Origin of the sequence: Roseovarius sp. (genome assembly GCF_040223625.1) — a bacterium.
GTDB lineage: Bacteria > Pseudomonadota > Alphaproteobacteria > Rhodobacterales > Rhodobacteraceae > Roseovarius.
In genome coordinates this window covers 88313-114753 of the sequence record NZ_JAVKFX010000003.1, presented here as the reverse complement: position 1 = coordinate 114753, position 26441 = coordinate 88313, and the positions used below count along the sequence as shown (strand labels likewise).

Sequence of the window (26441 nt, the reverse complement as noted above, 5' to 3'; positions counted from 1 at the left end):
CCCGCAAGCCTCTCCTGCGGGCGGCCGCGGTTCATTTCAGGAAGCTCAGGAAGGTCTCCATGTTCTCCTGTCCGGAATACTCGGCGACACGCTCGCGCGCCGGTCCCATCTTGGCGGCGAAGGGGGCGAGATCGGGGCGGGTGACCTTCATGCCGGCCTCTTCCAGCTTGGCGATCTCCTCTTCCTCCTGTGCGATCACCGCGGCGCGCATCATGTCGCCCGCCTTCTTGCTTTCCTCGCGCAGGATGGTCTGCTGCTCTTCGGTCAGGCTGTCGAAAACGTCCTTGTTGATGACATGAACCATCGAGTTGTAGACATGCCGCGTCAGCGCCAGGTGCTCCTGGAAATCGTTCAGCTTGTAGTGATAGATCACGCCGATCGGGTTTTCCTGGCCGTCGACCACCCCTTGGTTGAGGGCGTTGGGCAGCTCCGGAAAGGCAATCTGCGTGGTGGTGGCGCCCAGACCTTCCAGCGCGGCGACGATCTGCAACTCGGGCGGGGTGCGCAGTTTCAGCCCGTCCACATCCTCCGGCGCGTTGATCGGACGCTCCGAGTTGGTGATGTTGCGGAAGCCGTATTCCCAGTTCGACAGCAGCACCAGCCCCTGCTCCTCGAGCTTCGGCCCGGCCCAGTCAGAAAACGGCCCGTCCAGCACCTCGTGCGCGTGCTCGTAGCTGTTGAAGGCAAAGGGCGTCATCACGGTGCCGAACGCTTTCTCGTACTTGTCGAGCCCGCCCTGCGTGGGCAGGTTCATCTCGATCGCCCCGAGGATCGTCTGTTCCAGCTGCTCCGGCGGGCTGCCGAGCTGGTTGGCCGGGTAAAGCTCGACCTCGACGGCGCCGTCGGTGCGGTCTGCCACCGCGTCGGCAAAGGCCTTTGCGGCAGTATGGCCGGGATGCGTCTCGGCGGCGAAATGCGCCAGCCGAAGCGTCACGTCCTGCGCCATGGCGCCTCCCGCGACAAGCGCCGCCGTGGCGGCGGATACGAGCAAGGTCTTGTACATCATTTGTTTTCCTCCCTTTGATGTGGCGTTGTCCGGCGCCCTTTCCCGGGCGCCGTGACGGTCGTTCAGACGGGGTCGGGCAGTTTTGCCTCGACGCCGGTCAGTTCCTCGTAGGCCTTGATCACCGCGGTGCAGCCTTCGTCGCCGTGCCCCATGATCGAGGCCAGCGCGTAGGTCTGATGCACCGATTGCGCCATGAAGCCGGGCAGGCCGGCCTGTTCCAGCCACTCGGCGTAATAGCGCACGTCCTTCTGCGCGTTCGACAGCGACATGTGCGGCGTGAAATCCCGCAGCAGGGTCATCTCGCCATAGAGATCCATCATCCCCGACTTGCCGCCGGCGGCCGAGATGATTCCGATCACCTTGGTCATGTCCAGCCCCTCCTTCGCGGCGAGCGCGAAGCCCTCGCAGAACGAGGCCACGTTGGCGAAGGCGATGTAGTTGTGGATCAGCTTCAGCCGGATGGCGTGGCCGGCGGGGCCGACGTGAAAGATGTTCTCGGCATAGGTCTCGAAGACCGGGCGGAGACGCTCCATCAATTCTTCTTCGCCGCCGAAGAGGATGTTGACCTCGCCCCGGTCGGCATGGGCCGGGGTGCGCGTCATCGGCGCCTCGCAATACTGCACGCCGACCGCATCGCAGGCGGCACGCATCACGTCGACATGTTCGGCCGAGACGGTGGTGTGATCGACGAGGATGTCGCCGGGCGACATCGCGGCCAGTGCGCCCTCGGGGCCGAGCATCAGGGCCTGAACCGCCTCGGCGGTGGTGATGCAGACCATCAGCACCTGGCAGTCCCGGGCCATCTGAACCGCGCTTGTGCCCGCGGTCGCGCCCTGGCTGACCGCCAGATCCACTTTCCCGGCATCAAGATCCGTCACCGTCAGGTCGATGCCCTTCGCGGCCATGTTCTTAGCCAGCCCGCGCCCCATGCCGCCCAGCCCGATCAATCCGATTCTCATCCTGTCCTCCAAGTTTCTTCGCTACAAAGCACTAAAACAGGTTGTCTGACAACCTGTTTTCTGATTAAAAAATTGTAGCCGTCCGAAGGGCGCGGTAAGATGCCGCCGCCACAGCCGGACTATGGAGGTTCGCAACATGCCTGATTCCCAAGGGCTTTTTGATCGCATCGACCGGCCACGCCGGTTGCCTGACGAGGTCGCCGTTTCGATCACCGCCGCCATCGAGGGTGGCCAGCTTGCCCCCGGTGACCGGCTACCGACAGAGGCCGAACTGGCAAAACGCTTCGGCGTGGCCCGCACCGTCGTGCGCGAGGCGATCTCGCTGCTGCGCTATGACGGGCTCGTGGATTCGCGTCGCGGGGTAGGGGCCTTCGTCACCGACGCCTCGCAACGCTCGGCCTTCCGGATCAGCCCGGCCTGCTTCGAGAAGCGCAAGCAGATCGTCCAGTTGCTGCAATTGCGCACCGGGGTCCAGGCCGGCGCCTCGGCACTGGCGGCCAGCACCCGGACCGAGGCGCAGATGGTTCAGATCGACGCGCTCTTCCGGCAGATGGCCGAGGCCGATGCGCGGGGCCCGGTCGATGCGCTGGAAGAACGGGTCGATACCGAGCTTCTGCTTTATCGCCACATCACCGAGGCCTCCAACAATCCCTATTACGCCGAGGTCGTGGCGATGATCGAAACCAACATCCAGAACAACCTGCGCTCGGCCTTTCTCAAGAACGCAGCCGCCTCGGAATTCGGGCCCGCGATCATGGAAGAACATCGGGCCGTGCTCGATGCGCTGCACGCAAAGGATGTCGAGGCGGCCCGGACCGCCACCCGCACCCGGTTCGAACGGGCGGCCGACCGGCTGGCCGCGCGCGCCGATTTCGCCTGAGAGGATTTGACACGATGAAAGAGACACCGACATCGCCGCACGGCGGTGCGCTTTTGGTGGAATGCCTTGCGGCCCAGGGGGTCGAGCGTGTGTTCTGCATACCCGGCGAGAGCTTTCTCGCGGCGCTGGACGGGCTGCACGACAACGACATCGACGTCGTCGTCGCCCGGCACGAAGGGGGCGCGGCGATGATGGCCGAGGCGACCGGCAAGCTGACCGGCAAGCCCGGCGTCGCCTTCGTCACCCGCGGGCCCGGCGCCACCAATGCCAGCGCGGGGGTGCATGTCGCCTTTCAGGACAGCACGCCGATGGTGCTTTTCGTGGGGCAGGTGGCCAGCGACCAGCGCGACCGGGAAGCCTTTCAGGAGGTCGACTACCGCGCCATGTTCGGCCCGCTGGCCAAGTGGGTGGCCGAGATCGACCGCGCCGACCGCATTCCCGAATATGTCAGCCACGCGTTCCACGTCGCGCAGACCGGGCGCCCGGGGCCGGTGGTGCTGGCGCTGCCCGAGGACATGCTGTCAGGGTTCGCCGAAGGCGTGCCCGTTCCCGCGGCCACATTGCCCTCCGGCGCTGCGGCAGAGGCGGATATCGCCGCGGTGATCGACCGGCTGGCCAGTGCCGAACGCCCGATGGTGATCGTCGGCGGTGCCACCTGGTCCGCCGGGGCGGCGACGGCGCTCGGTGAGTTCGCGCAGACCATGGGGCTTCCCGTGGGCGCATCCTTCCGCTGTCAGGACTTTCTCGACAACCGCCATCCGAACTATGTCGGCGACATTGGCATCGGGGTAAATCCCGCCCTTGCCCAACGGGTTCGCGACGCCGATGTCGTCCTTGCCCTCGGGGCCCGTCTGGGCGAGATGACCACGTCGGGCTACACGCTTCTGACGCCGCCCGTCGCCGCGCAGGCGCTGATCCATATCCATGCCGACCCCTCGGAAATCGGGCGTGTCTACCGTCCCGAGTTGGCCGTCGTCGGTCAGCCGGGGCCCGTGGTCAGACAACTGGCCGGCGCGGCAAAGCGGCGTGACGGCGGGACGTGGCTTTCGCAGGCCCGCGCCGACTACGAGACATGGCAGCAACCGCAGGAGACCCCCGGCGCGCTCAAGATGGAGCAGGTCATCGCCCATCTCAACGAGGTTCTGCCCGACGACGCGATTCTCACCAACGGCGCCGGAAACTACTCGGCATGGCTGCACCGTTATTACCGTTATCGCAGTTGGCGTACCCAGCTGGCACCGACCTCGGGTTCGATGGGCTATGGCCTGCCTGCCGCGATTGCCGCGAAGCTGCAGTGCCCGGATCGCGACGTGATCTGCCTTGCCGGGGATGGATGCTTTCAGATGGTCCTTCAGGAATTTGGCGTGGCCTGTGAGCGGGGGGCAAACGTGATCGCCATCGTCTCGGACAATGGCATGTACGGCACGATCCGCATGCACCAGCAGCGAAACTATCCGGGCCGTCCCTCGGGCACCCAGTTGCGCAATCCCGACTTTGCAGAGTTCGCCCGATCTTATGGCGGGTTCGGCGCCACCGTCACCACGACGGAGGCGTTCGGACCTGCGTTGACCTCCGCGCGAAACAGCGGGCTGCCGGCGATCCTGCATCTGAAGCTCGATCCCGCGGCCCTGTCGCCGAAGCTTAGGCTTGAAGGAACCTGATTTTCGACTCCGTTTCATGCGGTTCCTGACTCTCGGAAGGCGGCTCCCGAAGGCCTCGACTGTGGTTCGGGAGCCGCGGCATGTCCTTGGGGTGGCATCTGCGCCGTAAATTGCTAGGTCGTAGCAACACGGTTCGCAAAACCCGGCAGAATACGGCATAACCCGCAAGAATGGTTTTTCGACCTTGAGTTGCTGATGGCCGAGACATGAATAGTGACGTGAAATCAGTTGTTTGGACATCATCCCGCCTGTCCGTCGCCCCGATGATGGACTGGACCGACCGGCATTGCCGCTACCTGCACCGGCTGCTCTCGGCGCGCGCGCTGCTCTATACCGAAATGGTGACGGCCCCCGCGCTGGTTCGCGGCGGGGCGGTACACCTGCTCGACTTTTCGCCCCAAGAACACCCGGTCGCGCTTCAACTCGGCGGCTCCGACCCGGATGAACTGGCCGAGGCGGCGCGCATGGGCGCCGAGGCCGGCTATGACGAGATCAACCTCAATGTGGGCTGCCCCTCCGACCGGGTGCAATCCGGCACCTTCGGCGCGGTCCTGATGAAGGAGCCGGCGCTTGTCGCCGATTGCTGCGCTGCCATGATCGCGGCCACCGATGTCGAGGTCACCGTCAAGTGCCGCATCGGCGTCGACGACCAGGACCCCGAACAGGTGCTCCCCGATTTCCTCTCCCGCGTCGCCGCCTCCGGCGTGTCGCGCTTCACGATCCACGCCCGCAAGGCGTGGCTTCAGGGCCTTTCGCCCAAGGAGAACCGCGACATCCCTCCGCTCGACTACGATCTCGTCCAGCGGATGAAAGCCCTTTTCCCGGCGCTGCACCTCTCCGTCAACGGTGGCATCTCCACCCTGGCCGAGGCAAAGGCCTTCCTCGATGCGGGGATGGACGGCGTCATGCTCGGCCGCGCCGCTTACCACAACCCGGCCGATATCCTCGGGCCCGCCGACCGGCTGATCTTCGGCGAAGACACCCCCGACCGCACGCCCGAAGACGCGGTCCGTGCCATGCAGCCCTATATCGACCACCACCTCGCCCAAGGCGGCAAACTCCACCAGATCACCCGCCACATGCTGGGCCTCTTCACCGGACGCCCCGGCGCCCGCGCGTGGCGCCGGGTCCTGTCGGAAGGCGCCACCCGGCCGGGCGCCGACTACGCCCTCGTCGAGGAGGCGCTCGCACAGGTCACCGGCGCACCGGTGGCGGGGTAGGGCGCCCTCAGGCGTATTGCTCCCGCGGCAGCATCATCACGGTCAGACCCGTCGCGATCACTCCGCAAAGCGCAATTGCCGCCAGCATCGGCAGCGCCGTACCGTCGAAAAACGGCCCCGCCGCCACGATCATCAGCCCGCCCGCCAGCATCTGCAGCGTGCCGCCCAGTGACGAGGCAAGCCCCGCGATATCGCCGTGATCGTCCAGCGCCAGCACCATCGAGGTGGGGATCACCACGCCCAGACAGGCATTGGCACAGAACAGCCCCGCCACCACCAGCGGCAGCGTCGGCCCAACCGTCGCCGCCACGCCCACCAGCGCCAGCGTGAACAGGGTAAACCCCGTCACGCCCCGCCGGATCAGCCGACGCATCCCCATCTTCGCGCCCAGCCACGATGCCATCTGCGACGCCGTGAAGAACCCGATCGCATTGAGCGCGAAGGCCACCGAAAACCCGGTCGGCGACAGCCCGAACTGCTCGACATAGACGAACGGCGCCGAGGCGAGGAACACGAAGAAACTCGCCATCCCGAACCCGCCGATCAGCGTCACGCCCATGAAGCCCGGATCAAACAGCAGAACCCGGCTGCCCCGCAGCATCGAACGCACCGAGATCCTCACCCGCTGCTCTTTCGGCAGCGTCTCGGGCTGCGCCAGCAGCGTCAGCACCGCCGACAGAACACCCAGCCCCGCCAGCACGAAGAACACCGCCCGCCAGCCGGAAAGCGCCATGATCCCGCTGCCCGCCAGCGGCGCCAGCATCGGCGAGATGGCGATCACCAGCATGATCATCGCCATCAGCTTCGTCGCCTCGACCCCGGTATACTGGTCGCGGATGATCGCCCGCGGCACCACCATCAGCGCGGCGCCGCCCAGGCCCTGCACGGCCCGCCACGCCACCAGCGCCTCGGCCGACCCGGCCAGCGCCGAGCCGAGCGCGCCGACCACGAATATCCCCAGCCCCAGAAAGATCGGCAGCCGCCGCCCGGCCTGATCGGCCAGCGGCCCGTAAACAAGCTGCGCCACGCCGAAGGCGATGAAATACCCCGTCAGCGTCATCTGCACCGCCGTCTCGGACGTGCCGAACTCCGCCGCGATCCGCGGCATCGCCGGAAGATACATATCGATCGCCGCAGGCCCGACCAGCGCCAGCAGGCCGAGCACCAACCCGGTTCGTAACATGGGATGTCCTTTCACAAACGCGGCCCGATACCCGGCCGCCCATCGCGCGCCGGAAACCTAGAAGCCGGTTTCGAAAAAGGCAATGCCGGGATTCCCGCTTGCTGCCGGTGCGGATTTCCGCTCAACATGGCGCCCGCGATCCGGCGCCAATATCAAGGATATCCCCCATGCCCGACACCATGCTGCTCCTCCAGATGCTGGCGCTTTTGCTGGTGATCGGCGGCGTCGCCGGCGTCCTTGCCGGCCTGCTGGGCGTGGGCGGCGGCATCGTGCTGGTGCCCGCTTTTTTCTATGCATTCCAAACGCTTGGCTATGACGGCCCGCAGCTCATGCAGATCTGCCTCGCCACCTCGCTGGCGACGATCATCGTCACCTCGATCCGCTCGGCCCTCAGCCACAACAAGAAGGGCGCGGTCGACTGGCATATCCTCAAGACATGGATGCCCGGCATCGTTGTCGGCGCCATTGCCGGGGTCATGGTGGCCGCCTCCCTGCGCTCGACCGTGCTGCAAGGCGTCTTCGGCGTGCTCGGCATCGTCATCGGGCTCTACCTCGGCCTCGGCCGGTCGGACTGGCGGCTGGGCCCGGCCATGCCCCGTGGCGTCACCCGCGGGCTGCTCTCGCCGATCCTGGGCTTCCTGTCGGTGCTGATGGGCATCGGCGGCGGCAGCTTCGGCGTGCCGTTGATGAGCCTCTACGGCGTGCCCATCCACCGCGCCGTGGCCACCGCGGCGGGCTTCGGCGTGACCATCGCGGTGCCCTCGGTCATCGGCTTCCTGTTCCTCACCATCGCGCCCGAGAACCGCCCGCCGCTCACCTTCGGCGCGGTCAACCTCGTGGCCTTCGTCGTGGTCATCGCCATGACGCTGATCACCGCGCCCTGGGGCGTGAAACTCGCCCACGCGATGGACCCCAAGCCGCTCAAACGCGTCTTCGCGGTCTTCCTGCTGCTGGTGGCGGTCAACATGTTGCGCAAGTCGCTCGGATGGTAGACCAGCTCCTCGACAAGGGCTGGATCAAGTTCCCCGCCGAGCCGGCGGTGCGAGACTGGGCCGCCTGGGCCCTTCAGGTTGCGAGGGAACAGGTGAAAGACCCTGGCCTGCGGGCGAAATGGCTCACCTGCGAAGGCACCTGGTTCGTGGGCGTCGATGCCCTGCCCAACGATACCGCGGGCGATGCGGGCGGCGGGCCGCTCACGGGCGAGGCCTACGACGCGGCCAGAACCCTCTACGGCACCCTGCCGCTCCACCGCGCGCAGGTCTCGGTGGTCTACCCCGGCTACCCCCGCCCGCGCGAAGGCGAAAGCGACGCCGCCTTCCGCTACCGCCTCAACCGCGACGCGGCCCATGTCGACGGCTTCCACGCCATCGGGCCCGACCGCCGCCGCATGCTCAAGGAGCGCCACGCCTATATCCTCGGCCTGCCGCTGACCGAATGCAGCGCCGGCGCCGCCCCGATGACCGTCTGGGAAGGCAGCCACCACGTCATGCGCGCGGCCTTCAAAGCGCTGAAGGACATCCCCGAAACCGATTGGGCCGACACCGACCTGACCGATATCTACAAGGCCACCCGCCGCGAGGTCTTCGACACCTGCCGCCGTATCACGCTGCCGGCCAAGCCGGGCGAGGCCTATCTCGTCCACCGCCTCGCCCTGCACGGCGTCGCGCCCTGGCAGGACGGCGCCACCGCCCCGCCCGACGGCCGGATGATCGCCTATTTCCGCCCCGAGCTTCCCGACGGCACCCGCGTCTGGCTCGATCTGCCCTGAACTAAAGGGGGCGCTTCCGGCCAGAAGAAGCAGCAGCCCAACCCTTCACCGTTCCGGAAATACTCCGGGGGAGGCGTTGAAAGCCGCAAGGATTTCAACGTCGGGGGCAGCGCCCCCAGCCACGTTTCAGGACAAACTCAGCCCCGGGACAGCCGCGCCGCCCGCCCGCCGCGCCGCTTGCGCAGCATCGGCGCGCGGTCGGGCAGGGCGGCCATGATCTCGCGCCGTTCCTCGGGGGTCATCTTCGACCAGCGGGCGATCTCGTCCACCGTGCGGAAACAGCCGGTGCAGATCCGCGCCTCGGGATGCACCACGCAGACCCTGACACAGGGACTCTCGATCTCGTCGCGCGTCCAGACTGGAGCGTTATCGTTCAATTGCCTGCCCTCACATGCCTCAGCCGGTCCAGTGCTCCCTGCAGGATATATGAGGCGGCGACCGCGTCGATAACCTCTTTCCGACGTTTTCGTGTCAAATCTGCCTCGATCAGTGCCCTTTCTGCCGCAACCGTCGACAGGCGCTCGTCCCAGTAGCCGATCGGCAGCTCGGTGAGTCGCTCGAGGTTGCGGGCAAAGGCCCGGGTCGACTGGCAGCGCGGCCCTTCCGAGCCGTCCATGTTGCGCGGCAGGCCGAGGATGATCCCGCCGGCCTCACGCCCCCCGGCAATCTCCAGAAGCCGCGCGGCATCCAGCCCGAACTTCTTCCGCTTGATCGTCTCCACCGCGTTGGCCGAGGACAGAATGCCGTCCGACGCCGCCACGCCGATGGTCTTTTCGCCCAGGTCCAGCCCAAGGATCGGCCGCATCGGGGGCAGGGCGGCGGCGAAGTCCTCGATCGTCTCGCAGATCATTCCATCACTCCCGCCTCACGCGCGGCGCCGCGCAGGATCTCCAACTCCGCCTCGCGCCCCTCGAACACCTGCTGCGCCTCCTGCCAGATCGCCCGGGCCTGCTCCGTCTCGCCCAGCACGCCATGCGCGCCGATCAACCGGGCCCATTCCTCGGCCGTGCCGCCTTCGCTGGCCAGCCGCTCCGACAGGCGGGTGACCATGCCCCGGATCATCTCTCCGCGTTCGGCATCGCTCATCTCGCCCGCGGCCTCCACGTCTTCGGCGCTGGGGCCGGGGGCCTCTTCCATCTCGGGCAGTTGGTATTCGACGCCCGCACGCCATGCCACCTCCTCGATCCGGCTGCGGATCAGCGGCACCCAGGGCGCCCCGGGCCGGCTTTCCTCCAGCAGCGTCCGCCACGTGCGGAAGGCCGCGTCGGGCCGGTCGACCTGCATGTAGTAAAGCCCGAGGTAATACCGCGCCCGCGGCTCCCGCGGCTCGAGCTCCAGCGCGGCGCGGATCGCTTCCTCCGCCTCCCGAGAGATATAGCCGCCCGCGGCCGACACCATCAGGTCGGTCAGCAGCGCGTAATGCGCCGCAGTGGCCGCATCGCCCTTCACCTCGATCAGCTGCCGCTGCGCCGCATAGGCCGCCTTCAGATCACCAAGCGCCGCCTCGTTGCGCACCAGAAGCTGCAGCCCGCGCTGATCGTCGGGCCGTTGTTCGACGGTTTCCCGCAGCTTCTCCATCAGCGCCAGGAACTCCTCGGACGCGTTCGACGGCACCTCCGCCTCGGGCACCTGCGCCTCGGCCTCAGCCTGCGTCTGCCGGTTGGCCCGCGCCGCGTCCGACGCGGCGATCCGGCCCTTCAGCGGCACATCCGTATAGCCCGGCGCCCCCAGTTCCGAATAGAGCAGCATCGCCCCGCCGCCCAGTCCGATCACCGCCAGCACGGTCATCGCCCAGCCCGCCAGCCTCGGTTGCCCGCCGCTCTCGCCGCCATCTCGCAGCTTGGCATCGGCCGCCAGGATCCGGCGCGACACCTCGACCCGCAGGCGCTCGGCATCCTCCGCGTTGATCACTCCGCGCGCGAGGTCGCGATCGACCTCCTTGAGCTGGTCGCGATAGACCCGCAGGTCATAGGCCGCGGGCGGCTCCTCCCCGGCACGCCCCCTGAGCACCGCGACCCCGAGGATCGCGCCACAGGAAAGGGCGATGGCACTGACGATGATCCAGAAGAGCATGGGGCCTCCGTAACTTGCCCCCATGTAGCCGGGCCGGCGCCCAAGCAAAAGAGGCAAGCAGGTGCAGATGGTCGCAGGTCAGCGCCCGCGCCCCCGCACCATCCGCGCCCATTCCCGCCCGGCATAGCCGATCGCGACGATGCGGACCTCCTGCCTCTCATCATCCACGGCGAAACAGATCACACCCTTGCGCGCCACGGGAATGGCCCTGAGACCGGGGTGAATATCGTCACGCACCGTGCCCACATGCGGCAGGTCGGCCAACCCACGCACGGCCGTCTCGATCTCGCCAAGAATGCGCAGGGCAGTGTCCTTCACGGAATACTCGGCAATCAGCGTGAGGATATCATCCAGATCGGTCGCAACCTGCGGATGCCGAAGCAGCCTGTACCGGCCCACGCCCCGTTACCGCCCGGCCAGCTTGGTCCGCGCCCCTTCGAACAGGTCGTCCACGCCTTCGCGCCATTCCTCGTCCGGCGCGGTCATCCGGTCGCGGATCGCCTGTTCCATCGCCGAAAGGGCCGCGTCGCGTTCAGCTTCATCCTGGATCATCTGTTCCAACCCGGCCGCCACCACGCTGCTGAGCGACCCGTGCCGGCCCTCCTCGGCCAACCGCCTGGCATAGGCGTGATGGCGGTCGGTCAGGCTGATGGTGGTCTTCACGGTCATGCACCGGTCTCCGATCTTCGAGGTATGACCAAGTATGACTATGGCCCGCCGGTCTGTCAATCCTCGCGACCCGAGCCCGCAATCAACCCATGTCGCGAATCGCATATCTTATGCCGCGCCGGATATCCTGCCTGCGCCGGAGATATCGCATTACCACCTCCATGCAGACCGGCTGCGAATCCATCTGATCTGAGAGCGCGCATGAAACGATATTCCGCCTTCGCCATCGCCAAAGAAGCCCTCCGGCATCACACGGGGTGGGAGAAGGCCTGGCACTCGCCCGAGCCGCGCAAGCGGTACGACGCCATCATCATCGGCGCCGGTGGCCACGGCCTCGCCACCGCTTATTACCTTGGCAAGAACCACGGCATCAAGAACGTCGCCATCCTCGAAAAGGGCTGGCTGGGCGGCGGCAACACCGGCCGCAACACCACCATCATCCGCTCCAACTACCTGCAGGATTCCTCGGCCGCCATGTACGAGAAATCCCGCAGCCTCTACGAAACCCTCAGCCAGGACCTGAACTACAACGTCATGTTCAGCCCCCGCGGCGTGATCATGCTCGCCCAGACCGAGCACGAGGTCCGCGGCTACAAGCGCACCGCCCAGGCCAACGCGCTGCAGGGCGTCCAGACCGAGTTCATCACGCCCCAGCGCGTCCGGGAAATCGTGCCGATCATCAACCTCGAAGGCCCGCGCTACCCCGTTCTCGGCGGTCTCTGGCAGGCGCGCGGCGGCACCGCCCGGCACGACGCCGTGGCCTGGGGCTTCGCCCGGGCCTGCTCGGCCATGGGCATGGACGTCATCCAGAAATGCGAAGTCACCGGCATCCGTTCCGAAAACGGCAAGGTGAAGGGCGTCAGCACCAACCGCGGCGATATCGACTGCGACAAGCTGGGCATCGTCGTGGCCGGCCATTCCGGCCACCTCGCCGACATGGCGGGCTTCCGTCTGCCGATCGAGTCGGTGGCACTTCAGGCGCTCGTCTCCGAACCCATCAAGCCCTGCATGGACGTGGTCGTCATGGCCAACACCGTCCACGGCTACATGAGCCAGTCGGACAAGGGCGAGATGGTGATCGGCGGCGGCGCCGACAATTACAACAACTACACCCAGCGCGGCAGCTTCCACCATGTCGAGGAAACCGTGCGCGCGCTTTGCGAAACCTTCCCGATGATCCAGCGGCTCAAGATGCTGCGGCAATGGGGCGGCATCGTCGACATGACCGGCGACCGCTCGCCCATCCTGTCGAAAACCCCGCTGGAAAACTGCTTCATCAACTGCGGCTGGGGCACCGGCGGCTTCAAGGCCACCCCCGGTTCGGGCTGGGGCTTCGCCGAGCTGATGGCGACGGGCTACTCGCCGCTGACCGACGAGTTCTCGCTCGACCGGTTCCGCGAAGGCCGCTTCATCGACGAATCCGTCGCGGCCGGGGTCGCGCACTGATGCACGCCCGGACCGTCAGCCTGCCCTTGAAGGCCGCCCCGGCATTTGACGCACAGATGGCGCCGATTTTCGTACTCTCTGTGCGAAAATCGCCTGTAAGCGACCGGCAGGCACGGAATCTGGCGGGAACCGGCCCATGCCAAACCCCTGAAATGGCACCAAATGGCCCGTCCCTGCAGGGCAGGCCGGTCCATCCTCCCCATGCATGTCCGGCGCTCCTATCTCTATCTCACCAAGGAGAGGAGATCGTCCCATGCCTAGTGAACTCGACTACGACCCGAACATCCAGCGCTACCAGCGCATGCCCCGGTACCAGCTCGAAGAAGGCCGTGGCAGCGGTTGGCAAATCTGGGCCCTCGTCGTCCTTATCGCCGGCGGTGCCCTGTTCCTCACCATCCTCACCGGCTTCGGCCCGGATGAGCAGACCGGCAGCGGCACCGAGCCTGCCGTCAGCGCACCGGCCGACGGTGAAGATGGCGGCGCCGTTCCGCAATCCGTCATGGAAGCCGACGGCCAGTAACGCACGCGACCTTTCCGGTCACGCAGGCGGGCGCCAGTGGGTGCCCGCCTTTGCCATGGCCAGGGTCGAGCGGGCGGAAAATGGCCCATACGCGTCACTTGCGCGGCAGAACGGGAACCGCGACCGCCTTGGCCTCGTTGATCTGGGAGAAACATGTCCGAAAGGAATCGACCCATGTCAAACCAGACCGATCATACCCGCGACACCAACCACGAACGCGACCACACCTATATCGAGCGCACCGAAGAGCGGCGAGGCGGCGGAGCCGGCATCGCCCTGCTCGTGGGCGGCCTCATCGTTGCGGTGGGCGTCCTGTTCTGGGCCATCTACGGAGGTTTCGAAACCAGCACGACCGGCGGTGACGTCGACGTCAACGTCGAAAGCAGCGAAGGCGCTGTCGATGACGCCGCAGGCGCGGTCGACGACGCGGCCGGCGCGGTGGAAGACGCCGCCGAGACTACGGCCGGCGCCGCCGAAGAAACGGCAGACGATGCCGCCGGCGCTGCCGACGAAGCTGCGGACGACGCCGCCAACTAACGGCCCGACCCGTCTCGAGACAACGAAGCCGCGTCCTTTCGGGCGTGGCTTCGCCCTGAGCGGCCGGGCCCCTGCAACAGCGGAAACCGGCCTACAGACTCCCGGCCCGTACGCGGTCCTTCGCACGGATCGGCCGGGGATTTCCGCTCATCCTTCCGCCGCCCTGCTCATGCGGGCAACCTCCCTGTCACCGAAACAGGAGGAATGCCCATGTCCTACGAATGGCAAAGATCGAGCAACATGCCCGACTTCACCCGCAGCGGCAATGATGTCGGCTCGGGCGGCGGGCGGCTCACCGTGCTCGTGGTCGTACTCGCGATACTCGGCGCGCTCGTGCTCTTCAGCGCGTTCAGCTACGCCCCCGCGGACACCGAAGGCGAGGCCAGCGCACCCGCTGCCGCTGACGGCGCGACCGGCACCGGCACAACAACAGCCGACTGACGACCTGACGACCGAATTCCAGGGCGGGTGCCTTCCGGCGCCCGCCCTTTCCGTGCGCCACGCACATCCCATCCCCCACAACCCAACTCAAGAACGGTGGAGACGCGCATGCTGATCCTTGAATGCCCCTATTGCGGCGTCAAAGGCGAGGAGACCGAGTTCGCCGGCGGCGGCGAGGCGCACCTGAAGCGCTTCGGTCCGGGCTCGTCGGATGACGAGTTCCACGGCTATCTCTTCGAAAAGGTGAACCCCAAGGGGGTCCATTTCGAACGCTGGCGCCACGCCCATGGCTGCGGCAAGTGGTTCCACGCCGCCCGCGACACCGTCACGCTCGAGGTCTACGGCACCTATCCCGCCCAGACCACCGAGCCCCCGCAGGACATCAAGGACAGGATCTCGGCCAAAAAGCCGGGCTGGAGCTGGAGAGAATTCGCATGAGCACGCGCCTTGCCACCGGCGGGCGGCTTCTGGACAAGAGCCAACCGCTGAACTTCACCTTCAACGGCAAGCGGCTGCGCGGCGTCGCGGGCGACACGCTCGCCTCGGCCCTGCTGGCCAATGACCAGATGCTGGTCGGGCGGTCCTTCAAGTACCACCGTCCGCGCGGCATCGTCGCCTCCGGCGTGGAAGAGCCCAACGCGCTCTTCAACATGGGCAAAGGCGCCGATTTCGAGCCCAACCAGCGCGCCTCCACGACCGAGCTGTTCGACGGCCTCACCGTCGAAAGCCAGAACCACTGGCCCAGCCTCGAGTTCGACGTGGGCGAGATCAACTCCAAGCTCTTCTCGCGCTTCCTGCCGGCGGGCTTCTACTACAAGATGTTCATGCATCCCCGCCCGCTCTGGAAACATGTCTACGAACCGTTCATCCGCCAGTCGGCGGGCCTGGGCCGCGCGCCCAAGGGCGGCGACAACGACACTTATGAGCATTTCTACGCCTTCGTCGACGTCGCCGTGATCGGCGGCGGCGTGGCGGGCCTGCAGGCGGCGAAAGCCGCGGCCGAGGCCGGCGCCCGCGTGCTCGTCATGGAACAGACCGCCCATTGGGGCGGCCGCTCTCCGGTCGATGGCGGCGAGGTCGACGGCCAGCCTGTGGATAAGTTCGTGGACGAAACCGTGGCGGCGCTTGAGGCTATGGAAAACGTCACCCTGCGCACCCGGATGATGGGGGCAGGGGTCTACGACCACGGCTACCTGTTGGGCTACGAGCGTGTCACCGACCACCAGCCAGATGCGAAAGGCCCCCGCCACCGCCTCTGGCGCATCCGCGCGGGTCAGATCATCACTGCAACCGGCGCCCTCGAGCGCCCGCTCAGCTTCGCTGGCAACGACATCCCCGGCGTCATGCTGGCCTCGGCGGTGCGCGACTACGCGGTCGATTACGGCGTCTCCGTCGGCGACCGTACCGTGGTCGTCACCAACAACGACGACGCCTACCGCACCGCGATCACCCTTAAAAACCTCGGCCTCGACGTGCCCGTCATCCTCGACGCCCGCCCCGAGGGCGGCAGCGCGCTCGCCCAGAAGGCCCGCACCATGGGCATCCGCGTCGAGAACGGCAAGGCCATCGCCAAGGTCAAGGGCGGCAAGCGGGTCGAAGCCGTCGAGATCTGTGCTCAGGCCGGTGAAGGCGCCGTCCTGGAAGAGATCAAGTGCGACGCCGTCGCCATGTCTGGCGGCTGGTCGCCCGTGGTGCACCTGTGGTCCCATTGCGGCGGCAAGCTGCTCTGGGACGAGGCGCAGGCCTGCTTCCGCCCGGATGTGGATAAGGCCCCGACCGGTGACGCCGGGGAACCCTTCGTGATCGCCGCCGGCGCCGCCAATGGCGAGCTGTCTCTCGCTGGTGTCCTCACCGACGCCCATGCAGCCGGCAAGGCCGCGGCCAAGGCCCTCGGCCATACGCCCAAGCAGACCGACGCGCCGAAAGCCGCCACTATCGGCGAGGCCCCGCTTCAGCCGGTCTGGCTCATGCCGCAGGGGGCCAAGATCCAGCTCCGCATGAAATCCTGGCTCGACTACCAGAACGACGTGAAGGTCTCCGACATCCAGCTCGCCGCCCGCGAGGGTTTCGAATCCGTTGAACATGCCAAGCGCTACACCACGCTCGGCATGGCCACCGACCAGGGGAAACTGAGCAACATCAACGGTCTCGCCATCCTGTCCGACTCCCTCGGCCAGCCGATCCCGCAGACCGGCACCACCACCTTCCGCCCGCCCTATACACCGATCTCCATGTCGGCCATCGCGGGCGAAGCGAAGGGCCCGCTGTTCCAGCCCCTTCGCAAGACGCCGATCTACGAATGGCACGCCGACAATCACGCCGATTTTGAACCTGTGGGCCAGTGGCGCCGCGCCTACAGCTACCCCAAACCGGGCGAAACCCGGCATGATGCCGTCAACCGCGAGATCAAACAGGTCCGCGACAGCCTCGGCCTGCTCGACGCCTCGACGCTCGGCAAGCTGATCGTCAAGGGGCCCGATGCCGGCCGATTCCTCGACATGCTCTACACCAACATGATGAGCACGCTGAAACCGGGCCGCTGCCGCTACGGCCTGATGTGCAACGAGAACGGCTTCCTGATGGATGACGGCGTCGTCGCCCGGATCGACGAGGACACCTTCCTCTGCCACACCACCACCGGCGGGGCTGAATCCATCCATGGCCACATGGAAGAATGGCTCCAGACCGAATGGTGGGACTGGAAGGTCTACGTCGCCAACGTGACCGAACAATACGCCCAGATCGGCGTGGCCGGCCCCAACTCCCGCAAGGTGCTGGAAAAGCTGACCCAGGATGACGTCAGCGCCGAGGCCCTGACCTTCATGGGCTGGAAGGACATCACCGTCGCGGGCGTGCCGGTGCGCTGCTACCGCATCTCCTTCGCGGGCGAGCTCTCCTTCGAGCTGGCGATCCCGGCCTCGCACGGTCGCGCCATCTGGGACGCGCTGATGGAGGCGGGCGCCGAGTTCGGCGTCATGCCCTACGGCACCGAGGCGATGCACGTCATGCGCGCCGAGAAGGGCTTCATCATGATCGGCGACGAGACCGACGGCACCGTGATCCCGCAGGATCTCGGCCTCGACTGGGCGATCTCGAAGAAGAAAGAGGACTACCTCGGCAAGCGTGCCCAGGAACGCAAGCACATGGCCGACCCCAAGCGCTGGAAGCTCGTGGGCTTGGAAACCACCGATGGCGGCGTCCTGCCCGACGGGGCCTACGCCACGCTTGAGGGCACCAACGCCAACGGCCAGCGCAAGACCCAAGGGCGCGTCACCTCGACCTACCATTCGCCCACGCTGGGTCGCGGCATCGCCATGGGCCTCGTGCTCGACGGTCCCGACCGAATGGGCGAGGTGATCGAGTTCCCGAAACTCGACGGCACCGTCATGAAGGCGAAAATCGTCGATCCCATCTTCTACGACAAGGACGGGGAGAAGCAGAATGTCTGACGCAGTCAGCGCGCTCAAGGGCGCATCCTTCGACGGCACGGTCTCCGTCCGCGACTCAGGGCTTCAGGGCATGATCACCCTGCGCGGCGATCTCGGCTCGACCAAGGTGACCAAGGCAGTGAAAGACGCCACCGGCGCCGCCATGCCCGGCCAGCGCGAAATCACCGCCTCCGGCGACAGTGGGGCCGCCTGGATGTCGCCCGACGAGCTGCTCGTCATGGTCCCCTACGCCAGCGCCACCGACGCGCTCTCGAAAATCGACACCGCGCTCAAGGGCGAGCACTACCTGGCCGTCAACGTCTCCGACGCCCGCGCCATGTTCGAGATCAGCGGGGCAGGGGTGCGCGAGGTGATCGCCAAGCTCTGCCCGGTCGACATGTCCCTGGGCGCCTTCGAGCCGGGCGCGATCCGCCGCACCCGCATGGCTCAGGTCGCCGCGGCCGTCTGGATGACCGACGCGGGAACCATCCGCATCGTCTGCTTCCGCTCGGTCGCCGAATACGTCTACGGCCTTCTCTGCGACGCGGCCGAACCGGGCGGCGAGGTCGGCTACTTCGCCTGATCCGCCCCAAGGCGGGCATCGCGCAATGAAACAAGGGGGGCGGCGCCATCGGCGGCCGCCCTCCGCCGTTTTCGCAAGTTACGCCTTGACGTCACTGCCCCCCCGATCACATGTATTGCCACAGGTTTAACGCAATAACGCACGAGAGGTCCGATATGGCTTTTGAACTTCCCGATCTTCCTTACGCACACGACGCGCTGGCCGACAGCGGCATGTCCAAGGAAACGCTGGAGTATCACCACGACATTCACCACAAGGCGTATGTCGACAACGGCAACAAGGCCATTTCCGGGACCGAGTGGGAAGGCAAATCCGCCGAAGAGATCATCAAGGGCACCTACGACCCGAACGCCGTCGCACAGTCGGGGATCTTCAACAACGCCTCGCAATACTGGAACCACAACCAGTTCTGGGAAATGATGGCGCCGGGCGGTACCGGCATGCCGGGCGAGCTCGAGAACGCGCTGAAAGAGTCTTTCGGCTCGGTCGACAAGTTCAAGGAAGAATTCGCCGCCGCCGGCGCCGGTCAGTTTGGCTCGGGCTGGGCCTGGCTGGTCAAGGACACCGACGGCAGCCTCAAGGTCACCAAGACCGAGAACGGCGTCAACCCGCTCTGCTTCAACCAGACAGCGCTTCTGGGCTGCGACGTGTGGGAGCATTCCTACTACATCGACTTCCGCAACAAGCGCCCGGCCTACCTGCAGAACTTCCTCGACAACCTGGTGAACTGGGAAAACGTCGCCGGCCGCATGTAAGCCAGGACCCTGCCATTCCAGCGAAAGGCCCCGCCATACGGCGGGGCCTTTTTGCGTCGAGCGGGCGCGTATCTGCCGGCGCCACCGGTGACAGGACGGCCAAGGATGATCTATTCCAGAGACTGTACAGGCGCCAATGCCTGCCCGACCAGAAGGCCACCGAAAGGGCAGCACATGCAAATCGTCCCGGTCCTCAAGGGCTGCCTTGCCGCCTACGCAGTCGGCGTCTTGTTCAACTGGGGCGGACAGCTATTGTCTGACGCCCAACGATCCGCCCGGCGTCTCGATCCATGGAACGACCTCTGGTTCTCTGCCATCTTCGGCGCGATCCTGGCCTTGCCGGTGACCGTGCTCGTCCTCCTCCTCTGGTTTTTCCTGGCACGGCGGTCCAGCACCGTAACCTACCGCGATGCCCTGGCATCGGGCGCCGCCGGCACGGGCCTCGTGTTCTGGGCCGTGGGCAACCCGCTTCCCTGGCTGCTCGTGGGGCTCGCCCTTGGCGCGGTCTTCGGCGCCGTATTCTGGCTCACGGCCTTCGGCCGCCGGCGGCAGGTCACGCTCACCCTGCGCTGACGCCGCCTTTTCCCCCGCGTCGCCCCCGGAACCCGGGCCTCGCCCTGCGCGTTTCCTATCCAGACCACCAACGATAAGGAGGCGCCAAGATGGCTGAGCGCAAGAGATCGAAGGACGGCAGCCGCGACAGCGACAAGTTCGTCGACAAATCCACCGAGAAGCCTGATCAGGAGGGCCGCGCGGGCGGCACATTGACCCGCAAGATCGGCACCCGCGACGAGGAAAAGCGCGCCAAGGAGAAGCCTGCCGGTGCGACCCGCGTCACCGGCGCCGACGAACGCGACCACGGATCGGACAGAGGAGACGAATGACATGAGCACGCTGACCCACGGCACTTGGGTACTGATCGCCGACGGCGAAAAGGCCCTCTTCCTGCGCAACGACCTTGACGAGAAGGACCCCGACCTGAACGTCATCCGCATCGAGGAACAGGAAAACCCCTCCGATTCCGACCAGGGCACGGACAAGCCCGGCCGGATGCAGGACACTGGCGTTCAACAGCTCTCCTCCATGCAGGAGGCCGACTGGCACCAGCTCGCCAAGGACCGTTTCGCCGACGAACTTGCCGAGATGCTCTACAAGTACGCCCACAAGAACGCCTTCGAGCGGATCGTCCTGATCGCCCCACCGCGGGTCCTGGGTGAGCTGCGCGACAAGATGCACAAGGAAGTGGCCTCGCGCGTCGTCGCCGACATGCCGAAGGACCTCACCAACCACCCGCTCGACAAGGTCGAGAAGCTGCTGAAGGACGAGCTCGACCCGGCCGCCTGAACCGCGCCCCTAAACCGGCTTGTCTTCCGCGCCGTCCTGCGTCAGCAAGGCGGCGCGGACAGGCAAGGCGAGGGGCGACATGACAGACAGCGGCAAGGGCATCGCGGCGATGGTGTCCGCCTGTACCATCTGGGGCCTCGCATCTCTCTACTACAAGCTGCTGGACCACGTGCCGCCATTTGAGGTTCTGGCCCACAGAAGCCTCTGGTCGCTCGTCTTTTTCGCCGGCGTCCTGACCGTTCAGGGCCGCCTCGGCGTCCTGCGACAGGCCATCTCGCACCGGCGCGATCTCGCGATCCTCGCCTTCGCCGCGCTGATGATTTCCAGCAACTGGCTGATCTTCATCACCTCCATCCAGATCGGCCACGCCATCGAGGCTTCGCTGGGCTACTACACCTTTCCGCTGGCCTCCGTCCTGATGGGCGCCATCTTCTTCCGCGAACGGTTGGGCCGGGCGCAGTCGGTCGCCGTCGCGCTGGCGGGGCTGGCGGTCGTGGTCCTGGCCGCGGGCTACGGCGCCGCGCCATGGATTCCACTCATCATCGCCACCACCTTCGCACTTTACGGCGTCGCCAAGAAATGGCTCAGCATCGGCCCCGTCGTATCGGTCACCGCCGAGGTGCTGCTCCTGGCGCCCATCGCGCTGGCAATTCTCTGGGTGGCCCACCGCGCCGGCACCGGCCATTTCGCCGCCGACACCTCCACTACGCTTCTGCTGATGCTGTCCGGCCCGCTCACTGGCCTGCCGCTCATCCTCTTCAGCTACGCCGCCCGCCGCCTGACGCTCGCGACCGTGGGCGTGCTGCAATATATCAATCCCAGCCTTCAGTTCCTTATCGCCACGCTCATATTCCGCGAACTCTTCAGCCTCTGGCACGCCATCGCCTTCGCGCTGATCTGGACCGCGCTGGCGATCTACACCACCGCCATGTGGCGTCAGGACAGGGCCGCGCGCAGGGTGCCGCCCAGCGTCTGAACGTCGTCGCAGACGGTGATGAACCCGCGGATCGTCTCGTCGGCGAACCCTTCGGCGATCACGTGGTCGATCAGCGCGGTCAGCGGGGTCCAGTACCCGTCGGTATTGAGAAGCACCACGGGCTTCTCATGCAGGCCCAGCTGCCGCCATGTCAGCACCTCGAAGAACTCGTCCAGCGACCCCGCACCGCCCGGCAGCACCACGATGGCGTCGCAATTCATGAACATCACCTTCTTGCGCTCGTGCATCGTCTCGGTCACGACATAGCGGGTCAGGTCGGTCTTCCCGACCTCCCAGCGCACAAGGTGCTCGGGGATCACCCCGAAGGTTTCGCCGCCTGCGGCCTGCGCCGACCGGGCCACCGCGCCCATCAGGCCCACATCGCCCGCGCCATACACCAGCCGCCAGCCCTCGTCCGCGATCCACCGCCCCAGCGCCGTCGCCTCGGCCTCGTAACGGGGCTTCGCCCCCGAACGTGAGCCGCAAAAGACACAGACCGAGCGTACTGCCATGAAATCACCGGAATTTGCAAAAGGGTTGTTTTGACCCTAGATAGCGGTGTTGATATTCTCCGGCAACCATGCGGCGCATGGCCTGGGGCGGAAGGATTTGAATGAGCAAAATGGCTGGACTGGGGGGCGGTCAATCCGTTGTCATCGTGGGGGCGGTGGCTGCCGGCCTCGTGGTGGTAGGGCTCTACGTGGCGGGTGTCTTCAACCCGGCACCCGAACGCCCCGAGGCGGAACCGACCGCGATGGTCCAGACCGAAGGGCAGGCGGCGCCGGACACCGAAACCGCACCCGAGGACCTTCCGGCCACCGACGCGGGCGCATCCGACCAACCCGAAACCGACAGCCCCGAACCGCTGGCCACCGCCACCACCGGCGACGCGCCCAACCCCGACACCGAGCCCGCCTCTCAGCCCGAGGGCACCGCGGCGACCGACCCGGCCGACCAAACCGGCGACACCGCCGGCACCGCCGAGGCCGAGGACAAGCCCGACGCCCCCGCTATCAGCCTCTTCCGCCTCACCCCAGACGGCCAGATGCTCGTCGCCGGCACCGGCAAGGCCGGCTGGGATGTCTCGATCCTTGTCGATGACGAGGTGCTGACCACCGTCACCCCCGATGCCAATGGTGATTTCGTCGAATTCATCGACGTCGACAGCAGCGATGACCCCCGCATCCTGACCCTCACCATGCACTCCCCCGACACGGGCGAGGATATCGTCTCGCTCGACGAGATCATCATCGCTCCCACGCCCCCCATCGCCATGGCCGAGGCCGGCACGAATGGCGCGACCCAAGACTCCACGCAAGGCACCTCCGGAACGGCGGACGTGGCGACTGGTACGACGGGCGAGACGGGCGCTGAGAGCCCGGTGGAAATCGCGGGCATCGACTCCACCGACCAGGTCGGCACCGCCTCCGGCACCAACGGCGCCACCAACGCCACGGTCGAAATCGGCACCGCCGAACCCGCTCCCCAGGACCAGCCCGCGGCAGACGGGCAGGCAGACACCGCCACCTCCGCCTCCACGAGCGCGCCCGGCGATGACACCGGTTCAACCGACACCCCGGTCGAGATCGCCAGCTCCGATACCGCGCCTCAGGACCAGGCCGCCACGGATCGACAAGCCGATGGCACCCCCTCGGCCAACGGGGCCGAGCCGGCACCCGGCACGGAGGACCGCGCAACCGAGACCGCCGAGCCCGCCACCGAAACGTCCGAGCCGGTCGACACCGCCGCTCTCGACGTGGAAACCGCCGAACCCGAGGAGCCGGAACCGGCCGACACCGCCACGACCGGCGTGGACGCGTCCGAAACAACCGATACCGATCCGGAAACCTCCGCTCCCGCCGAACCGGCGATCACCGCCGAAACCGACCCGCCCGCCGAGGCCGACACCTCCGACCCGGAAAACGTGACCGCCGCCACCGGCGCGGAAGAATTTCAGGAACAGGACGCGACGGCAGACCAACCGGACGAACCCGCCGAACTGGCCAGCGCCGATATCGGCACCTCCGCCCCCGAGCCGGCTGACCCGGCCCCGGCCGATCCCGAACCCGACACCGACGGCGCCACCTCGCAGGCTGTGCTGCGTTCCGACGCCTCCGGCGTAAGCGTCATCCAGCCGCCCAGCCCCGGCGACACCGCGCCCGAGGTCATGTCCACCGTCGCGCTCGACGCCATCACCTACAACGACGCGGGCGAGGTCGAACTCGCCGGCCGCGCCCAGGGCGACGGCTTCGTGCGCGTCTACCTCGACAACACCCCCATCACCACCTCGCGCATCTCCGAAGACGGCAACTGGCGCTCGGAACTGCCCGAGGTCGACACCGGCGTCTACACCCTCCGCATCGACGAGGTCGACGAAGACGGCACCGTTCTGTCGCGCGTCGAAACCCCTTTCAAGCGCGAGGATCAGGAACTTCTCGGCCCCCGCGACACGACCCGCAAGATCCAGGCCATCACCGTCCAGCCGGGCAACACGCTCTGGGCCATCTCCCGCGACAAATACGGCGAGGGCGTGCTCTACGTGCGCATCTTCCAGGCCAACCGCGACCGCATCCGCGACCCCGACCTGATCTACCCGGGCCAGGTCTTCACGGTCCCGAACTGAGCGCCCACACGGCAGGCAGGCCCCACCGGCACCCCACGAACACCCCCCTGTGCGCGCATTCGCACTGGCCTCCCCGCCGTGCCCGGCCTATCTGTGGCCAACGCCTCGAAGAAGTGACCGAATGCGCCGCCGCAGAACCCTGACCACCACAGAGCCGCCCAAGAACGGCTGGAAGACGATCCGCCAGGTCGCCCCCTACCTCTGGCCCAGGGGCGAGGGCTGGGTCAAATGGCGCGTGGTCCTCGCCCTCGCGGCCCTGATCTGCGCCAAGCTCGTCGCCGTCGGCACGCCGCTTCTCTACAAGGGTGCGGTCGACTCGCTCGCCGGTGAAAGCCAGTCCGAGGCCTGGATGCTCGCCATCGGCGCCGTGGGCCTCACCGTCGCCTACGGCATGGCGCGGCTCATGAACACCGGCTTCCAGCAGCTCCGCGACGTGCTCTTCGCCCGCGTCGCCCAACGGGCGCTGCGCAAGCTCGCCTTGCGCACCTTCCGGCACATCCACGCCATGTCGCTGCGCTACCACATCACCCGCAAGACCGGCGGCCTCTCCCGCATCATCGAGCGGGGCGTGAAGGGCGTCGAATTCCTGCTCCGCTTCCTCGTCTTCTCCATCGGCCCGCTGGTCCTCGAACTCCTGATGATCGGCATCGTCCTCTGGACCCTCTTCGACATATGGTATCTCGTCGTCGTCGCTGGCGTCATCGGCCTGTTCGTGCTCTTCACCTTCAAGGTCACCGAATGGCGGGTGAAACAGCGCAAACGCATGAACGACCAGGACACCGACGCCAACCAGAAGGCCATCGACAGCCTGCTCAACTTCGAGACCGTCAAGTATTTCGGCGCCGAACAGCGCGAGGCCGACCGCTACGACAAGGCGATGGAAGGCTACCAGGAAGCGGCGATCCAGACCTCCTATTCGCTGGCCTTCCTCAACGTGGGCCAGGCGCTGCTGATCACCGGCGGGCTGGTCATCGTCATGGTCATGGCCGCCACCGGCGTGCAATCGGGCGCCATGACCGTGGGCGATTTCGTCATGGTCAATTCCTACATGATCCAGATCACCATGCCGCTCAACTTCCTCGGCACGGTCTACCGCGAAATCCGCCAGGCCCTCGTCGACATGGGCGAAATGTTCGGCCTTCTGGAACAGGACCCGGACGTGCGCGACAAGCCCGGCGCAGGCGCGCTCAAGGTCACCGGCGGCACCGTCGAACTCGATGACGTCACCTTCGGCTACGAGCCCGACCGCCCGATCCTCAAGGGCGTCAGCCTGACCGTCCCGGCGGGCCAGACCGTCGCTATCGTCGGCCCCTCGGGCTCGGGCAAATCCACCATCGGCCGGCTGCTCTTCCGCTTCTACGACGTGGCCGGCGGCGCCCTGATGATCGACGGGCAGGACGTGCGCGACGTGACGCAAGACAGCCTGCACGACGCCATCGGCGTGGTCCCGCAGGACACCGTGCTCTTCAACGACACCATAGGCTACAACATCGCCTATGGCCGCGAAGGCGCCACCCGGGCCGAGGTCGAGGCCGCGGCGAAATCCGCCCAGATCCACGACTTCATCGCCAGCCTTCCCGAGGGCTACGACACCACCGTCGGCGAACGCGGGCTGAAGCTCTCCGGCGGCGAGAAACAGCGCGTCGGCATCGCCCGCACCCTGCTGAAGAACCCGCCGATCCTGCTGCTCGACGAGGCCACCAGCGCGCTCGACACCGAGACCGAGCAGGGCATCCAGGAAGCGCTCCGCCGCGCCGGGCAGGGGCGCACCGTCATCACCATTGCCCACCGCCTCTCGACCGTCGCCGATGCCGACCGGATCATCGTGCTGGAAGACGGCCGGATCGTCGAGGAAGGCAGCCACACCGAACTGCTTCTTCACGACGGCCGCTATGCCGGGCTCTGGCGCCGTCAGGCCAGCGAACGCGACCTCGCGGCGGAATAGGCCCATGGCCCGCAAGGAACGCCTCACCACGCCCGATGGCCGCTATTTCGTCACCCATGGCCGCCTCTGGCGCTGCACCGACCCGTCGCTCGACGACAGCACCCGCCGCGCGGCGGTCAAGGCGCTGATGCAGGCCCGCCGGGCGGTGCAGATGGCCGAGACGCCCGAGGCCGAACGCGCGGCCCGGGCCGATGTCGACGCCGCCAAGCACCGGCTGGGGGAACGCGGGCCGGTCTGGTGGGATGACGGCGCCCCCGACGAAGGCCGACGCCACCCGAAGAACACCAGCTATGCCGACTGGTGGGCCGGGCTCGACGCCGAAACCCGGGACAGGGCCGAGGGGAAGGGCTGACCGGGCCGTCCTCCCCGATCCGAACCGAAAACACCCGAGACCTGCCATGATTTCAACAGGATTCGCGCCTAC

The 26441-nt window shown here is 66.8% G+C and carries 29 protein-coding genes; 20 read left to right on the top strand and 9 right to left on the bottom strand.

The window, feature by feature from the left end; all coding sequences use genetic code 11:
- Nucleotides 1–31 precede the first annotated feature (31 nt).
- Both RLN94_RS00975 and RLN94_RS00970 read right to left on the bottom strand, forming a co-directional pair.
- Nucleotides 32–1003, bottom strand: a complete 972-nt coding sequence (locus RLN94_RS00975) for a TRAP transporter substrate-binding protein (protein WP_350158755.1) — start codon at nucleotides 1001–1003, stop codon at nucleotides 32–34.
- A gap of 65 nt (nucleotides 1004–1068) precedes the next feature.
- The gene (locus RLN94_RS00970) at nucleotides 1069–1965 is read right to left on the bottom strand and encodes an NAD(P)-dependent oxidoreductase (protein ID WP_350125094.1); all 897 of its coding nucleotides are present in this window, start codon (nucleotides 1963–1965) and stop codon (nucleotides 1069–1071) included.
- 136 nt (nucleotides 1966–2101) lie between these two features.
- Here RLN94_RS00970 and RLN94_RS00965 point away from each other — a divergent pair, with 136 nt between their 5' ends.
- From RLN94_RS00965 to dusA, 3 genes are all read left to right on the top strand, one after another.
- Nucleotides 2102–2845, top strand: a complete 744-nt coding sequence (locus RLN94_RS00965) for a FadR/GntR family transcriptional regulator (RefSeq protein ID WP_350125091.1) — start codon at nucleotides 2102–2104, stop codon at nucleotides 2843–2845.
- A 14-nt stretch (nucleotides 2846–2859) separates the two neighbouring features.
- Nucleotides 2860–4506, top strand: a complete 1647-nt coding sequence (locus tag RLN94_RS00960) for a thiamine pyrophosphate-binding protein (protein WP_350125088.1) — start codon at nucleotides 2860–2862, stop codon at nucleotides 4504–4506.
- A gap of 206 nt (nucleotides 4507–4712) precedes the next feature.
- A complete protein-coding gene (gene dusA / locus RLN94_RS00955; RefSeq protein ID WP_350125085.1) occupies nucleotides 4713–5726 on the top strand; it encodes a tRNA dihydrouridine(20/20a) synthase DusA in 1014 nt (337 codons plus the stop codon).
- Nucleotides 5727–5733: 7 nt separating this feature from the next.
- Here dusA and RLN94_RS00950 read toward each other — a convergent pair whose 3' ends face one another.
- Nucleotides 5734–6909, bottom strand: coding sequence for a multidrug effflux MFS transporter (locus tag RLN94_RS00950; protein WP_350125082.1), 1176 nt, complete (start codon nucleotides 6907–6909; stop codon nucleotides 5734–5736).
- A gap of 167 nt (nucleotides 6910–7076) precedes the next feature.
- Here RLN94_RS00950 and RLN94_RS00945 point away from each other — a divergent pair, with 167 nt between their 5' ends.
- Nucleotides 7077–7901 (top strand): sulfite exporter TauE/SafE family protein, encoded by an 825-nt coding sequence (locus tag RLN94_RS00945; RefSeq protein ID WP_350125079.1) that lies wholly within the window; start codon nucleotides 7077–7079, stop codon nucleotides 7899–7901.
- On the top strand, nucleotides 7895–8677 hold the full coding sequence (locus RLN94_RS00940; protein WP_350125076.1) for a hypothetical protein: 783 nt from the start codon (nucleotides 7895–7897) through the stop codon (nucleotides 8675–8677). The genes RLN94_RS00945 and RLN94_RS00940 overlap by 7 nt, the downstream gene beginning before the upstream one ends.
- A gap of 137 nt (nucleotides 8678–8814) precedes the next feature.
- Here the strand turns inward: RLN94_RS00940 and RLN94_RS00935 are convergent, their stop codons facing one another.
- From RLN94_RS00935 to RLN94_RS00915, 5 genes are all read right to left on the bottom strand, one after another.
- Nucleotides 8815–9054, bottom strand: a complete 240-nt coding sequence (locus tag RLN94_RS00935; protein WP_350125073.1) for a DUF1289 domain-containing protein — start codon at nucleotides 9052–9054, stop codon at nucleotides 8815–8817.
- Nucleotides 9051–9527 carry a Holliday junction resolvase RuvX gene (gene ruvX, locus RLN94_RS00930; protein ID WP_350125070.1) on the bottom strand — a complete coding sequence of 159 codons (477 nt, stop codon included), beginning with the start codon at nucleotides 9525–9527 and terminating at the stop codon, nucleotides 9051–9053. The genes RLN94_RS00935 and ruvX overlap by 4 nt, the downstream gene beginning before the upstream one ends.
- A complete protein-coding gene (gene ccmI / locus RLN94_RS00925; protein ID WP_350125067.1) occupies nucleotides 9524–10750 on the bottom strand; it encodes a c-type cytochrome biogenesis protein CcmI in 1227 nt (408 codons plus the stop codon). Before ccmI ends, ruvX begins: the two co-directional genes overlap by 4 nt.
- 78 nt (nucleotides 10751–10828) lie before the next feature.
- Nucleotides 10829–11149 (bottom strand): type II toxin-antitoxin system RelE/ParE family toxin, encoded by a 321-nt coding sequence (locus RLN94_RS00920; RefSeq protein ID WP_350125064.1) that lies wholly within the window; start codon nucleotides 11147–11149, stop codon nucleotides 10829–10831.
- Nucleotides 11150–11155: 6 nt separating this feature from the next.
- Complete coding sequence (locus RLN94_RS00915) at nucleotides 11156–11419, bottom strand: ribbon-helix-helix domain-containing protein (RefSeq protein WP_350125061.1); 264 nt, start codon at nucleotides 11417–11419, stop codon at nucleotides 11156–11158.
- Nucleotides 11420–11620: 201 nt separating this feature from the next.
- Here RLN94_RS00915 and RLN94_RS00910 point away from each other — a divergent pair, with 201 nt between their 5' ends.
- The 12 genes from RLN94_RS00910 (at nucleotide 11621) to rarD (ending at nucleotide 21449) form a co-directional block, all read left to right on the top strand.
- The gene (locus RLN94_RS00910; protein ID WP_350125058.1) at nucleotides 11621–12865 is read left to right on the top strand and encodes a sarcosine oxidase subunit beta family protein; all 1245 of its coding nucleotides are present in this window, start codon (nucleotides 11621–11623) and stop codon (nucleotides 12863–12865) included.
- A gap of 253 nt (nucleotides 12866–13118) precedes the next feature.
- A complete protein-coding gene (locus tag RLN94_RS00905) occupies nucleotides 13119–13385 on the top strand; it encodes a hypothetical protein (RefSeq protein ID WP_350125055.1) in 267 nt (88 codons plus the stop codon).
- Nucleotides 13386–13559: 174 nt separating this feature from the next.
- A complete protein-coding gene (locus RLN94_RS00900; protein ID WP_350125052.1) occupies nucleotides 13560–13922 on the top strand; it encodes a hypothetical protein in 363 nt (120 codons plus the stop codon).
- Between the two features lie 210 nt (nucleotides 13923–14132).
- Nucleotides 14133–14363 (top strand): hypothetical protein, encoded by a 231-nt coding sequence (locus tag RLN94_RS00895; RefSeq protein WP_350125049.1) that lies wholly within the window; start codon nucleotides 14133–14135, stop codon nucleotides 14361–14363.
- 108 nt (nucleotides 14364–14471) lie between these two features.
- Nucleotides 14472–14801, top strand: coding sequence for a sarcosine oxidase subunit delta (locus RLN94_RS00890; protein ID WP_350125046.1), 330 nt, complete (start codon nucleotides 14472–14474; stop codon nucleotides 14799–14801).
- Nucleotides 14798–17812 carry a sarcosine oxidase subunit alpha family protein gene (locus tag RLN94_RS00885; protein WP_350125043.1) on the top strand — a complete coding sequence of 1005 codons (3015 nt, stop codon included), beginning with the start codon at nucleotides 14798–14800 and terminating at the stop codon, nucleotides 17810–17812. Before RLN94_RS00890 ends, RLN94_RS00885 begins: the two co-directional genes overlap by 4 nt.
- Nucleotides 17805–18374, top strand: a complete 570-nt coding sequence (locus RLN94_RS00880) for a sarcosine oxidase subunit gamma (protein ID WP_350125040.1) — start codon at nucleotides 17805–17807, stop codon at nucleotides 18372–18374. Before RLN94_RS00885 ends, RLN94_RS00880 begins: the two co-directional genes overlap by 8 nt.
- A 155-nt stretch (nucleotides 18375–18529) precedes the next feature.
- On the top strand, nucleotides 18530–19129 hold the full coding sequence (locus tag RLN94_RS00875; RefSeq protein ID WP_350125037.1) for a superoxide dismutase: 600 nt from the start codon (nucleotides 18530–18532) through the stop codon (nucleotides 19127–19129).
- Nucleotides 19130–19234: 105 nt separating this feature from the next.
- Nucleotides 19235–19702 (top strand): hypothetical protein, encoded by a 468-nt coding sequence (locus RLN94_RS00870; RefSeq protein WP_350125034.1) that lies wholly within the window; start codon nucleotides 19235–19237, stop codon nucleotides 19700–19702.
- An 89-nt stretch (nucleotides 19703–19791) separates the two neighbouring features.
- Nucleotides 19792–20013, top strand: a complete 222-nt coding sequence (locus RLN94_RS00865; RefSeq protein WP_350125031.1) for a hypothetical protein — start codon at nucleotides 19792–19794, stop codon at nucleotides 20011–20013.
- A gap of 1 nt (nucleotide 20014) precedes the next feature.
- Nucleotides 20015–20473: a baeRF12 domain-containing protein gene (locus tag RLN94_RS00860; protein WP_350125028.1), complete on the top strand. Its 459-nt coding sequence runs from the start codon at nucleotides 20015–20017 to the stop codon at nucleotides 20471–20473.
- A 79-nt stretch (nucleotides 20474–20552) separates the two neighbouring features.
- On the top strand, nucleotides 20553–21449 hold the full coding sequence (gene rarD, locus RLN94_RS00855; RefSeq protein WP_350125025.1) for an EamA family transporter RarD: 897 nt from the start codon (nucleotides 20553–20555) through the stop codon (nucleotides 21447–21449).
- On the opposite strand, the gene RLN94_RS00850 is transcribed toward rarD, so the two are convergent.
- Nucleotides 21410–21961: an LOG family protein gene (locus RLN94_RS00850; protein ID WP_350125022.1), complete on the bottom strand. Its 552-nt coding sequence runs from the start codon at nucleotides 21959–21961 to the stop codon at nucleotides 21410–21412. The genes rarD and RLN94_RS00850 overlap by 40 nt on opposite strands.
- A gap of 101 nt (nucleotides 21962–22062) precedes the next feature.
- On the opposite strand from RLN94_RS00850, the gene RLN94_RS00845 reads away from it, so the two are divergent.
- The 3 genes from RLN94_RS00845 to RLN94_RS00835 all read left to right on the top strand — a co-directional run bounded on the left by RLN94_RS00845 (nucleotide 22063) and on the right by RLN94_RS00835 (nucleotide 26369).
- On the top strand, nucleotides 22063–24072 hold the full coding sequence (locus tag RLN94_RS00845) for a LysM peptidoglycan-binding domain-containing protein (RefSeq protein WP_350125019.1): 2010 nt from the start codon (nucleotides 22063–22065) through the stop codon (nucleotides 24070–24072).
- 121 nt (nucleotides 24073–24193) lie between these two features.
- Nucleotides 24194–26017, top strand: a complete 1824-nt coding sequence (locus tag RLN94_RS00840; RefSeq protein WP_350125017.1) for an ABCB family ABC transporter ATP-binding protein/permease — start codon at nucleotides 24194–24196, stop codon at nucleotides 26015–26017.
- A 4-nt stretch (nucleotides 26018–26021) separates the two neighbouring features.
- Complete coding sequence (locus RLN94_RS00835) at nucleotides 26022–26369, top strand: hypothetical protein (protein WP_350125014.1); 348 nt, start codon at nucleotides 26022–26024, stop codon at nucleotides 26367–26369.
- Nucleotides 26370–26441: the final 72 nt, after the last annotated feature.

Bases quoted from the DNA above. Each gene is read 5' to 3' on its own strand.
- RLN94_RS00975 (WP_350158755.1), bottom strand. From the start codon at position 1,003: ATGTACAAGACCTTGCTCGTATCCGCCGCCACGGCGGCGCTTGTCGCG.
- RLN94_RS00970 (WP_350125094.1), bottom strand. From the start codon at position 1,965: ATGAGAATCGGATTGATCGGGCTGGGCGGCATGGGGCGCGGGCTGGCT.
- RLN94_RS00965 (WP_350125091.1), top strand. From the start codon at position 2,102: ATGCCTGATTCCCAAGGGCTTTTTGATCGCATCGACCGGCCACGCCGG.
- RLN94_RS00960 (WP_350125088.1), top strand. From the start codon at position 2,860: ATGAAAGAGACACCGACATCGCCGCACGGCGGTGCGCTTTTGGTGGAA.
- dusA (WP_350125085.1), top strand. From the start codon at position 4,713: ATGAATAGTGACGTGAAATCAGTTGTTTGGACATCATCCCGCCTGTCC.
- RLN94_RS00950 (WP_350125082.1), bottom strand. From the start codon at position 6,909: ATGTTACGAACCGGGTTGGTGCTCGGCCTGCTGGCGCTGGTCGGGCCT.
- RLN94_RS00945 (WP_350125079.1), top strand. From the start codon at position 7,077: ATGCCCGACACCATGCTGCTCCTCCAGATGCTGGCGCTTTTGCTGGTG.
- RLN94_RS00940 (WP_350125076.1), top strand. From the start codon at position 7,895: ATGGTAGACCAGCTCCTCGACAAGGGCTGGATCAAGTTCCCCGCCGAG.
- ruvX (WP_350125070.1), bottom strand. From the start codon at position 9,527: ATGATCTGCGAGACGATCGAGGACTTCGCCGCCGCCCTGCCCCCGATG.
- ccmI (WP_350125067.1), bottom strand. From the start codon at position 10,750: ATGCTCTTCTGGATCATCGTCAGTGCCATCGCCCTTTCCTGTGGCGCG.
- RLN94_RS00915 (WP_350125061.1), bottom strand. From the start codon at position 11,419: ATGACCGTGAAGACCACCATCAGCCTGACCGACCGCCATCACGCCTAT.
- RLN94_RS00910 (WP_350125058.1), top strand. From the start codon at position 11,621: ATGAAACGATATTCCGCCTTCGCCATCGCCAAAGAAGCCCTCCGGCAT.
- RLN94_RS00905 (WP_350125055.1), top strand. From the start codon at position 13,119: ATGCCTAGTGAACTCGACTACGACCCGAACATCCAGCGCTACCAGCGC.
- RLN94_RS00900 (WP_350125052.1), top strand. From the start codon at position 13,560: ATGTCAAACCAGACCGATCATACCCGCGACACCAACCACGAACGCGAC.
- RLN94_RS00895 (WP_350125049.1), top strand. From the start codon at position 14,133: ATGTCCTACGAATGGCAAAGATCGAGCAACATGCCCGACTTCACCCGC.
- RLN94_RS00890 (WP_350125046.1), top strand. From the start codon at position 14,472: ATGCTGATCCTTGAATGCCCCTATTGCGGCGTCAAAGGCGAGGAGACC.
- RLN94_RS00885 (WP_350125043.1), top strand. From the start codon at position 14,798: ATGAGCACGCGCCTTGCCACCGGCGGGCGGCTTCTGGACAAGAGCCAA.
- RLN94_RS00880 (WP_350125040.1), top strand. From the start codon at position 17,805: ATGTCTGACGCAGTCAGCGCGCTCAAGGGCGCATCCTTCGACGGCACG.
- RLN94_RS00875 (WP_350125037.1), top strand. From the start codon at position 18,530: ATGGCTTTTGAACTTCCCGATCTTCCTTACGCACACGACGCGCTGGCC.
- RLN94_RS00870 (WP_350125034.1), top strand. From the start codon at position 19,235: ATGATCTATTCCAGAGACTGTACAGGCGCCAATGCCTGCCCGACCAGA.
- RLN94_RS00865 (WP_350125031.1), top strand. From the start codon at position 19,792: ATGGCTGAGCGCAAGAGATCGAAGGACGGCAGCCGCGACAGCGACAAG.
- RLN94_RS00860 (WP_350125028.1), top strand. From the start codon at position 20,015: ATGAGCACGCTGACCCACGGCACTTGGGTACTGATCGCCGACGGCGAA.
- rarD (WP_350125025.1), top strand. From the start codon at position 20,553: ATGACAGACAGCGGCAAGGGCATCGCGGCGATGGTGTCCGCCTGTACC.
- RLN94_RS00850 (WP_350125022.1), bottom strand. From the start codon at position 21,961: ATGGCAGTACGCTCGGTCTGTGTCTTTTGCGGCTCACGTTCGGGGGCG.
- RLN94_RS00845 (WP_350125019.1), top strand. From the start codon at position 22,063: ATGAGCAAAATGGCTGGACTGGGGGGCGGTCAATCCGTTGTCATCGTG.
- RLN94_RS00840 (WP_350125017.1), top strand. From the start codon at position 24,194: ATGCGCCGCCGCAGAACCCTGACCACCACAGAGCCGCCCAAGAACGGC.
- RLN94_RS00835 (WP_350125014.1), top strand. From the start codon at position 26,022: ATGGCCCGCAAGGAACGCCTCACCACGCCCGATGGCCGCTATTTCGTC.